The organism is Deltaproteobacteria bacterium IMCC39524, from assembly GCA_029667085.1.
Lineage (GTDB): Bacteria > Desulfobacterota > Desulfuromonadia > Desulfuromonadales > BM103 > M0040.
Window position 1 is genome coordinate 88,615 of record JARUHJ010000008.1, and the last position, 10,500, is coordinate 99,114.

Consider the following 10,500-nt stretch of genomic DNA (forward strand, 5'->3'; position numbering starts at 1 on the left):
CTCAATCCCTGAAGACAACCTTTACAGGTTCTTCGTTATCACTCACATCCTTGAAGTAGGCGTCATACATGGCTTTAGCAACAGGCGCGGCGGCACTTGAGCCGTGACTGCCATGCTCGACAACCACTGCAATGGCAATTTGCGGATTCTTTGCCGGCGCATAGGAAACGAAGAGTGCATGATCCCGGTACCGATAAGGGATCTCATCATCCTCCAGCTCTTCTTCATCGTCATCCTGACGACGAATTACCTGGGCCGTGCCGGTTTTACCGGAGAACCGGACCTTTTCCAGACGACTGCGCCAGGCCGTCCCGCCAACATCGTTGACGACAGATTCCATGGCATTCTGCACCGCTGCGATCGCAGCTTTCGGCCAGGCCGTTACATTCAGCTTTTCAGGTTTAAGCATCCATTCGGTGGCACCTTCAAGATCCACGATCTTCTGCACGATCTGTGGTTTCCAGACCGTACCACCGTTGGCGAGGGCTGCAGTCATGGTGGCCAGTTGCAGAGGAGTCGTCAAAACGAAGCCCTGACCAATCGCAGAGATGACCGTCTCACCGTCATACCAGCTGGTGCCAAATCGTTTCTTCTTCCACGCTCTGTTCGGGATCAGCCCGGAGCGTTCAGCCCCGAAGGGAAACCCGGTCTTCTGACCCAGGCCCATCCGGGTCGCCGCGTCGGAGATTCTGTCGATCCCAGCTTCCAGGCCGACACGGTAAAACCAGACATCACAGCTTTCCTTGATGGCTTTATGCAGATCAACCTTACCATGACCTCTTTTCTTCCAGCAGCGATATTCGAAGCTCTTGTTGAGCTGAAAACTACCGTTGCAGGTAAATGTGGTGGAAGGAGTCGCGGTGCCGGCCTCAAGAGCGGCCAGTGCGACAATCATTTTGAAGGTAGAACCTGGAGGGTACTGACCGCGTAAGGCCTTGTTGGTCATCGGCCGCCTGGGGTTGTCGATCAGTTCACGCCACTCGTCGCTGGTGATTCCGCGGGCGAACCAGGCAGGATCAAAGGTCGGGCGGCTCACAAAAGCCAGAACTTCACCGTTATTAACATCCAAAGCGACCGCGGCGCCAGCCTGATCGCCAAGAGCCTCTTCTGCCGCTTTTTGCAAATTCGTATCGATCGTCAGGTAAAGGCTCTGCCCGGGTAATGGGCTGCGCGTGGTCACCTGGCGAAGCTCCCGCCCCCGGACATTAACTTCAATCCGTTTCTGTCCGGCGGTGCCGCGCAACCGATCTTCAAACATCCTCTCAAGAGCCGTCTTACCTACCATTTCACCGGAGCGATAACCCTCGAAACTTGGCTTACCCAGCTCTTTTTCTGTCACCTCGCCAAGATAGCCAGTCAGGTGAGCGGCCAGTTCACCGTGCGGGTAGTCTCGAAACGGCTTGACCTCAACCAGGATTCCGGGCAAGTCAACAGAGTTCTCCTGAACCTTTTCCATCGCCTCTCGGCCGACATCCTCAAGCAACGGCAAAGGTCGATAGCGAGGTAAGCGTTGCCCCTCTTTCCAGCGCTCTGCAAGCTTTTCCTCATCCACGTCAAGCAACGCGGAGAGAGTTGCGAAGAGATTCTCACGATCACCAACCTCCTGGCGCAGGGCTGAAACAGTAAACGCCGGTCTATTATCAACCAGTAAAGCACCGTGACGGTCGAATACAGCACCTCGTGGTGCCTCGATTGCTACGTAGCGGATGCGATTACGCTCAGAAAGATCACGGTAATGTTCCACGCCGAGAACCTGCAAAAACCACAGGCGAAGCGCAAGAATGAAGAAAACTCCGGCAATGATTACGGAGGAGACAACAAACCGGCGTCGTAGTCCGGGAGTTTCTTCGGGAGGCGGGTTAAGACTCATAACGGCTATCAAGCTTGCGAAGGCCGGGCAGCTTTTTACGCGGCATGAAGGTCCGCTGCAACCAGACGCTGATCCGCAACAGGATCAGAGCAGCAATAAAATTCAGCAATAGCTGCACCGGCAGATGCCAGGCCATTTGCGGCCAGATCCGGGCGGCGTGACTGAAAAAATCGAGGGCAAAGGCAGTGAGGATCGAGTCAAGAATCGTTCCAGCGAGAACCAGAAGTAACAAAAGCGGCGAACTTTCTGTATTAACCCGGGTGACAATAGCACGCACCGCAAGAAAAATACCGAGCAGGACAAAACCATGCAGGCCAGGAAAGGCACCGGCGACGCCGTCGTAGAACCAACCCATGAGATAAACCAGGGCCCCGCCACTCCATGGTCCCTCATGCAGGCCAAGGTAAACCACCAGGATCAGAAGCAGGTCAGGTTTGTAATCTCCAGTAAGAACCAGAGGTAGAAGTACCGTCTGCAGGATGATAGCGATCCCCGCCAGGGCAAAATAAATCAGGGTGCGGTTCATTGCGGCCCCCGCAGCAGGACCAGAACCTCCTCAAGGTGGGAAAAGTCGACGGAGGGGATGACCTCAATCGCTTGAAAAAGTCCGAACTCCTGTCTTTCGACGCTGCTGACGCTACCAACGACCAGGCCTTTGGGGAAGACTCCGCCCATACCGCTGGTGACGACCCGGTCACCGACCTTGACCTCTTCCTGACGCAGCACAAAATCAAAGACCAGCTGTTCACCCTGTCCCCGGCAGACCCCGCGTGCGCGGTTATCCTGCAACAGACTGGCAACGGCCGAGGAAGCATCGGTTACCAGGAGAATTCGTGAGAAACGAGGGCTACTGCGCACAACGCGACCGACGACGCCTTCGGCGACAACCACCGGCATCCCTTCGGTAACGCCATGTTCCTGACCTTTGTCGATCATGACAGTCCGAAACCAGCTGGACGCGTCTTCGGCAATCACACGAGCAGGCAGTGTATCAATGTCCTGAGTCTCTTTGAAGTCGAGTAACAGTCTCAGGCGTTTGTTCTCCAGACGAACTTCGTCACTCTGTGTCAAAACCGCGCGCAGGGTACGATTCTCTTCAGTCAATGTGCGATTCTCATCTGCCGTGTCGACCAGGTAAAGGTAATGTTCCCAGGTACTGGCAACCCCCAGAATCATATTGTCGAAGCCGACCTGTACCGGCCCGGTCAAACGCAACACCACGCTCTCGATAAAATTAGTTTCTTCCTGCTGGCGCAGGCTGACAGAATACCAGAGCAAGGCGACCAAGAGCAGCACGCCTCCGAGAAACAAAGGTCTATTTTTTTGCCACCATTCCCACATGCTTCAATTCCACGAAAAAAGAGGGCGAAATGCCCTCTTTTAAATACTGCAAAACCATAGCGGTTACCGGATAAAGAAGTGCCCGCCTTGCCCGAGGACGATTAAGAGGCCACGGTGACCTGCTTGAGCAGATCCAGTTCATCCAGAACCTTCCCCGACCCCAGAACAACACAGGAGAGAGGGTCTTCGGCAATCACGACAGGCAGCCCGGTCTCTTCACGAAGCAACTGGTCTAGGTTACGTAATAGGGCTCCGCCACCGGCCAGGACGATACCTTTGTCAACGATATCGGCAGCCAACTCCGGTGGAGTTCTTTCCAATGAAATTCTTACGGCTTCAACGATTGCATTGATCGGTTCGGAGAGCGCCTCCCTAATTTCCTGGGCACCGATTTCCAGGGTCTTGGGAATACCGCTTACCAGGTCACGACCTTTGACCTCCATAGTGTCGACCCTACCCTCTTCCGGCGAGTAAGGGCCATCCGGGTAGGCACTTCCGATCGTGATCTTGATTTGCTCCGAGGTGCGCTCGCCGATCAGCAGATTGTACTTGCGCTTGAGATGCTGGGTCAGGGCTTCGTCCATCTTGTCGCCACCCACCCGAACACTTTTCGCATAAACGATGCCGGCAAGGGAGATAACAGCCACCTCGGTGGTTCCACCGCCGATGTCGACGATCATATTGCCAGAAGCTTCAGTAATCGGCAGACCGGCTCCAATCGCAGCAGCCATAGGCTCCTCGATCAGGTAAACCTCACGTGCACCGGCCGACTCAGCAGATTCCTTGACCGCACGCTTTTCGACCTGGGTGATCCCGGAGGGGACACAAATGACGATACGGGGACGAACCAACGCTTTGCGGTTATGGATTTTACGAATGAAGTAACGTAGCATCTCTTCGGTGATATCAAAATCAGCGATGACGCCATCTTTCATAGGACGAATGGCAACGATACTGCCGGGAGTGCGACCGAGCATATTCTTTGCGTCGGTGCCAACAGCCAGGACCTTCCTCTGCCCGACTGAATCTTTCTGTACCGCGACAACAGATGGTTCGCTGACGACCACCCCTTTACCTTTGAGATAAACGAGAGTGTTCGCAGTGCCAAGATCGATCGCCAGATCGTTGGAGAACATACCTAAAATTGCATCAAACAAGTTGACCATAATGTGTGGCAACTCCTTTCAGGAGATCCATGAGTTAACTAAAGCTGGAAAATGTTGTTAACACTAGCAAAAGCACCCCGGCTTTTCAAGAGATAAACCTTATTCTTATGGCAACTTACGAGAAAAAACCGCCGAGGTTAATGCCCCCTCGCCTCTCAAAAATATCGACGCCCTCCCTTCAAACAATGCCAACACACGCAATAACATTTAATTTCAGCAACTTAGATCAAACCAAATACCTGCATGTCCAGATTCACCAGAAAGGAAAACTGTTGCATTTACACAGACGATTGTCTAACATTCGGCCCTATTGCTTTGGAGGCCTTCGCTCTATCCGTGACACGACAAGAATGGATGGCACGATCAATGGCCAAATGACATAAATTTCCACTCGAGGAGAACATTCAACTCATGCTCGATTTTGTGCGTAACAAACAGAAATCAATCATCATCAAAATTGCCTTTGCCATCATCATCCTCAGCTTCGTCATCGGCTACGCCATGCTCTCCTCGCCCGGAGGGCCCGCCGGTGAAGACCAAAGCGCTGAAGCAGCAATCGTCAACGGCAAGACCATCGCTTTCAATGATTTCCAGACCACCTACAGTAACCTCTACCAGGTCTACCAGAACATCTACCAGGACCAGTTTACGCCGGCTCTCGAAAAGCAGCTGAAGCTCGCCGAGAAAACTCTCGACAGCCTGATTGACCAGGTGCTGCTGCAGGATGAAGCAGAACGTCAGCAGATCGAGATCAGCGGCAAGGAGCTGGTCGACGCCATCGCCAACATCCCGGCCTTTCAGGAGAATGGCGTTTTCAGCAAGGATCGTTATCTGCAGGTCCTCGCCTACCAGCGCTTGAGTAGCGAGCAGTTCGAAGCGATGCAACGCAGCGAACTGATAACCTCCAAGGTACGTGAGCAGTTGCAAGCTGGCGTTACGGTCACCGATGAAGAGATCGATGAAGAGTTTCGCAACAACAACGAGAAGGTCAACCTTAACTATGTCAGCCTGACGCCGGCATCCTTTGAGAAAAAGGTCAAGGTGACTGATGAAGCTCTGGCCACCTACTTTGCCGAGCAGCAGGAAGTTTTTCGCACCCCCGAAATGGTGTCCCTGCGTTACCTGCAATTCGTTCCAGAACGTTATATCGATGAAGTGACGTTCGACGAGAACGAGCTCGAAAAGTATCACCGTCGCCACCTCGACCAGTTCGAGATTCTCGAAAAGATCAAGGCCTCGCATATCCTGATCAAGGTTGATGAAGGGACTGATGAAACGGTCCGCGAAGAGAAGAAGGCTTTCGCCGAAAAGCTGCTTGAAGAGGTCAAGGCTGGGAAAGATTTCGCCGAACTCGCCAGGGTGAACTCCGACGACGCGGCAAGCGCCGTCAAGGGAGGCAACCTCGGCTACTTTACCCGCGGCTCCATGGTCAAGCCTTTCGAGCAAGCAGCCTTCAACATGAAACCGGGGGATATCAGCGAAGTGGTTGAGACAACCTTTGGCTACCACATCATCAAGGTGGAAGAGTACACCGAACCAGGGGTACGATCTCTCGCAGAGTCCATGGACGAAGTCAAAGCCGGACTGCGCCAGGAAAAAGCCAAGCAACTGGCCTTCGAAAAGGCGATGGACGCCTACAACATCAATCGCAAAACGGGCGATCTTGAAGCCGCAGCCACGACCAATGAGCTTGGCCTCAAAGAATCCGGTCTCTTCGCCCGTGACGGTTACATAGACGGCATAGGAAGCAACGCAGAGATCATCAACGCAGCCCATCTTCTGGAAGAGAACACGTTGGCCAAACCGGTGGCTACGGATGACGGCATCATCCTCTTTGCCCTCAAAGAACGCGTCGCCAGTCACATTCCTGAACTGGACGAGGTCAAAGATCTGGTCACCGCATCTTACCAGGCCACGGAAGCTGTCAAACTTGCAAAAGCGGCCGCTGAAGAACTGGTTGCCGACCTGGTCGATGGTGGGTCTCTTGTGAAGCTGGCAAAAAGGGGCAAGTACACGGTCGAAGAGACCGGCGAATTCACGCGCACATACAGTCCCTTTGTGCCACGCCTTGGCACATCGGAGGAGCTTTCAACTGCTGCTTTCGAGGTTAAGGAGGGTGAGACTGCGATCGATCAACTCTTCGAGATTCAGAAACGCTTCGTTGTCGTCGAAGTCAAGGAGCGGATCGCTGCTGACGTGACATTGCTGGACGAAGCCAAGCGTGCAGAACTGCAGAAAACGATTCTCAGCCGCAAGCAGAACGAGGCGGTCGCAAATCGCCTCGAAGAGCTCCGCAGTGCAGCAACAATCGTTATCGCACCCCGCATACAGGATCTGCTCAACAAGGAGAAATAACCGTGAGTTCTATTGTCCTCGAAAGTAACATGCCTACCCTGAAGATGGTCAATCGCGGCAAAGTCCGCGACATCTACGATCTTGGAGAACATCTTCTGATCGTCACATCCGATCGTCTTTCCGCGTTTGATGTCATTATGAATGAAGGCATCCCGAAGAAAGGGCAGGTTCTCAACAAGTTTTCCATCTTCTGGTTCAACCAGATGTCCGACATTGTTCCAAATCACATTGTTGCTACCGATGTAAGTGACTACCCGTCAGAAACCCACATCTACCGCGACCAGCTCGAAGGTCGTAGCATGCTGGTCAAGAAAGCCAAGCCACTACTGGTTGAATGCATTGTTCGCGGCTATGTTTCCGGATCCGGGTGGAAAGATTATCAGAAAAACGGCAGCATCTGCGGCATCGCTTTGCCAGAGGGGCTGCTCGAAAGCGAGCAACTGGAAAAACCGATCTTCACGCCTTCGACCAAGGCTGAGCTCGGCGAGCACGATGAGAACATTTCTTTTGAAGAGACTATCAAGCTCTGCGGTCAAGAGATCGCCGAACAGGTTCGTGACAAAACCCTGGAAATTTACAGTCGTGCACGCGACTTTGCCCGCGACAAGGGTATCATTATCGCTGACACCAAGATTGAATTCGGCACTATGCCCGACGGCAGCCTGATCTGGATCGATGAAGCGATGTCACCTGATTCTTCACGTTTCTGGCCTCAGGAGTTATACAAGCCGGGCGGCCCCCAGCAAAGCTTCGACAAGCAGTTCGTCCGCGACTACCTGGAGACCCTTGACTGGAACAAACAGGCACCACCCCCACCTCTCCCGGAGGACATCATTAACAAGACCTCGGAGAAGTACCAGGAAGCGCTCTTCAAACTGACTGGCATCACCCTTTAAGCGCAGCAGTATCCCTCGAAAGGTTTGCAGTGCCAAAAATGATTAGCATGACCAGGTTCATGATCGCAATCAGCTGTACCGTCACCCTGCTTCTAGGTGGCTGTGCAGCTGTATCCGTTAATGAGGACAAACGTCCGGTCGAGGCCATAATCAACCGTGCCGAGCAACTGATTAAAAGCAAGGCCTATGCAGCGGCAGCAGAAGAATATGCCGTCATCATCAGGAAAGAACCGACTGTCGGCAGTCACTACCTGCGCCGCGCCGAGATCCTCGAGCGCATCGACGAGGACAATGAAGCTCACAGCACCTACGAGCGCGGCCTCAAAATGGTACCGGAAGAGGATCCTGACCAGATACAGCTTATGCACCGTTTGGCCCTGGTCGACGCCAACCATCTGTTCAAACTCGATGAGGCAGAAGAACTACTTACACGTCTCCCCCCGAGAAGTATCGAGAAGCTTGATCTGGCGGCTTTCCTTTACTACCAGGCCAGCCAATACAGTGAGGCCATCGAACTTCTTAATAAAGCCCTTGAGAAAGTTCGAGATGCTGACCAGAAAGCTTTACTGCTGTACCACGCTGCCCTGATTTACGTAAAACTCGGAGATGAGAAAAACACCTTCGGTTCACTCTACTTCGCAATTAACAACGCAGAGCACCTCGGCCTGATCCGCGACATCGAGCAACTCTGGCAAAAGCTCAACGAAATTCCAGAAGGCGCAGACACTATTCCAAAATCTTGACACCGGTCAATGCCGGACGCGTAAAAATGCATTAAGCTAACTCCAACAACTAAACATTTTTGGAGGAACCCTATGTCCAGCCAACCCGCTCAAATCCATGTAGATCCATCCAAGGCATACGCTCTGGGCGAGATGACGCCTTATCAGGACGGCGCTGTTGTCAGCCGCACACTGCTGCAGCACGAAACCGGTACCCTCACAGTTTTCAGCTTTGATGCCGGCCAGGCTCTCTCCGAACATACGGTCCCGTTCCATGCTTTCGTACAGGTTCTCGATGGCGAGGCCGAAATCATCATCGGCGGCAACCCGGTCAGCGTCTCTGCTGGTGAGATTGTTCTGATGCCCGGGGGCATCTCCCACGAAGTCAAGGCCGTGAAACGTTTCAAGATGCTGCTCACCCTCTTCCGCAGCACCTCGGGAAGCGACAGTGAATTTAAAAACAGATAACCACTTCTACCGTAGCGTTGGCAACGGGAAACTGAGTAAAAAATCAGTTGACACCCTGATACCGCTCTGCTATAAATCTGCACCTGTTTGGGGCTATAGCTCAGCTGGGAGAGCGCTTGAATGGCATTCAAGAGGTCAGCGGTTCGATCCCGCTTAGCTCCACCAAACTTCAAAGGGTTACGCAAATTGCGTAGCCCTTTTTTGTTGTGATAACTCTTGACCGTAGGAAAACGAAACCCTATAATGCACTCCGCTTTGCCGAAGTGGTGGAATTGGTAGACACGTCGGTCTCAAAAACCGATGCTCTTCGAGCGTGCCGGTTCGATTCCGGCCTTCGGTACCACAAAGAAAACAGGGAGTTAGCCAATATGGCCGACTCCCTTTTTCTTTTTAAATTGTCCCCTTGGTACACTGGTGGTACAGTAGTGCACAAGAAATCACGACCAACCACGACTTTCAGGGGGCTTTCATGGCAGTGGTTCAAGAGCGCAAAGGCAAAGACGGCAAGACAAAATACAGGGCATTGGTTCGCCTCAAAGGTCATCCACCTGTATCAGCAACCTTCGACCGCAAAACAGATGCGAAAAGATGGGGCGCTCGTACAGAAGAAGAGATCAAGGATGGTCGCTACTTCAAATCAGCAGAAGCCAAGAAACACACCATCTCCGACCTGATCGACCGCTACACCGAAGACGTTCTACCACTCCGACCTAAAAACTCCCGCAACCATAAAATTCACCTCACTTGGTGGAAAGACAATATCGGTTACTACTTCCTCTCTGACGTTAACGCCGCGATGATTGTTGAGTGCCGCGACAAGCTCACCAAAGAGAAGACCAACCGAGGCACACCCAAGTCACCGGCAACCGTCAATCGCTACACGGCAACCCTCTCCCACCTCTTCAATGTGGCAATCAGGGAATGGGAATGGATGGAGTTCAATCCTCTCACCCGTATCAAGAAACTTACAGAATCGCGTGGAAGAGTACGATTTCTTGACGAGGATGAACGAGACAGGCTTCTAGAGACGTGCAAGGAAAGTAGTGAGCCCCTACTCTACCCTTTGGTTGTTCTGGCTCTCACAACTGGCATGAGACGTGGCGAGATCATGGGGATCACTTGGAAGGATGTTGATTTTGAGCGAAAGCGCATCCTGCTACATAAAACTAAGAACAATGAACGCCGTGCTGCACCGCTGGTCGGCCCGGCCCATGTCTTACTGAAAGAGCTTTCCAAGGTTCGGCGTTTGGACAATCCTTATGTGTTCCCAGGCAAAAAAGCTGACAAGTCAGCCTATATTCGCAAAGCATGGAAAGAGGCATTGACTCAAGCAAAGATTGAAGACTTTCGGTTTCATGACTTGCGCCACACGACAGCCTCTTATTTAGCAATGAACGGCGCGACCTCGCCGGAGATCGCCGAGGTGTTGGGACACAAGACCTTGGAGATGGTGAAACGGTATGCGCATCTATCAGAGACACACACCACGAGCGTCGTGGAGAAGATGGCTTCAAAGTTTTTAGGATAAACAGATCCCTTCGTTAATTCCTACACATCAGGCCCCATGTGTCAGCATAGTTGTCGCCTCAAATAAATAAAGAGAGGAGACAACCAGTCATGCCAACAAGATATTCCCCCGCCTTTCGTACCCTGATGGTTCAGAAGATGACCGCCCCCGACAG

At 52.7% G+C, this 10,500-nt stretch carries 9 protein-coding genes and 2 tRNA genes; 7 read left to right on the plus strand and 4 right to left on the minus strand.

The window, feature by feature from the left end; genetic code table 11:
• Position 1: 1 nt before the first annotated feature.
• The 4 genes from mrdA to P9J64_16085 all read right to left on the minus strand — a co-directional run bounded on the left by mrdA (position 2) and on the right by P9J64_16085 (position 4,377).
• A complete protein-coding gene (gene mrdA, locus P9J64_16070) occupies positions 2 to 1,870 on the minus strand; it encodes a penicillin-binding protein 2 (protein ID MDG5469840.1) in 1,869 nt (622 codons plus the stop codon).
• Positions 1,860 to 2,396, minus strand: coding sequence for a rod shape-determining protein MreD (gene mreD, locus P9J64_16075; protein ID MDG5469841.1), 537 nt, complete (start codon positions 2,394 to 2,396; stop codon positions 1,860 to 1,862). Before mreD ends, mrdA begins: the two co-directional genes overlap by 11 nt.
• A complete protein-coding gene (gene mreC, locus P9J64_16080; protein MDG5469842.1) occupies positions 2,393 to 3,181 on the minus strand; it encodes a rod shape-determining protein MreC in 789 nt (262 codons plus the stop codon). Before mreC ends, mreD begins: the two co-directional genes overlap by 4 nt.
• 131 nt (positions 3,182 to 3,312) lie before the next feature.
• A complete protein-coding gene (locus P9J64_16085) occupies positions 3,313 to 4,377 on the minus strand; it encodes a rod shape-determining protein (protein MDG5469843.1) in 1,065 nt (354 codons plus the stop codon).
• A gap of 411 nt (positions 4,378 to 4,788) precedes the next feature.
• Here P9J64_16085 and P9J64_16090 point away from each other — a divergent pair, with 411 nt between their 5' ends.
• The 7 genes from P9J64_16090 to P9J64_16120 all read left to right on the plus strand — a co-directional run bounded on the left by P9J64_16090 (position 4,789) and on the right by P9J64_16120 (position 10,346).
• Positions 4,789 to 6,732: a SurA N-terminal domain-containing protein gene (locus P9J64_16090; protein MDG5469844.1), complete on the plus strand. Its 1,944-nt coding sequence runs from the start codon at positions 4,789 to 4,791 to the stop codon at positions 6,730 to 6,732.
• A 2-nt stretch (positions 6,733 to 6,734) separates the two neighbouring features.
• A complete protein-coding gene (locus P9J64_16095) occupies positions 6,735 to 7,628 on the plus strand; it encodes a phosphoribosylaminoimidazolesuccinocarboxamide synthase (protein MDG5469845.1) in 894 nt (297 codons plus the stop codon).
• Positions 7,629 to 7,687: 59 nt separating this feature from the next.
• Complete coding sequence (locus P9J64_16100; GenBank protein ID MDG5469846.1) at positions 7,688 to 8,371, plus strand: hypothetical protein; 684 nt, start codon at positions 7,688 to 7,690, stop codon at positions 8,369 to 8,371.
• A 132-nt stretch (positions 8,372 to 8,503) separates the two neighbouring features.
• On the plus strand, positions 8,504 to 8,818 hold the full coding sequence (locus P9J64_16105; GenBank protein MDG5469847.1) for a cupin domain-containing protein: 315 nt from the start codon (positions 8,504 to 8,506) through the stop codon (positions 8,816 to 8,818).
• A gap of 89 nt (positions 8,819 to 8,907) precedes the next feature.
• Positions 8,908 to 8,983 (plus strand) — tRNA-Ala (locus P9J64_16110).
• 92 nt (positions 8,984 to 9,075) lie between these two features.
• Positions 9,076 to 9,161 (plus strand) — tRNA-Leu (locus P9J64_16115).
• 126 nt (positions 9,162 to 9,287) lie between these two features.
• A complete protein-coding gene (locus P9J64_16120) occupies positions 9,288 to 10,346 on the plus strand; it encodes a site-specific integrase (GenBank protein MDG5469848.1) in 1,059 nt (352 codons plus the stop codon).
• Positions 10,347 to 10,500: the final 154 nt, after the last annotated feature.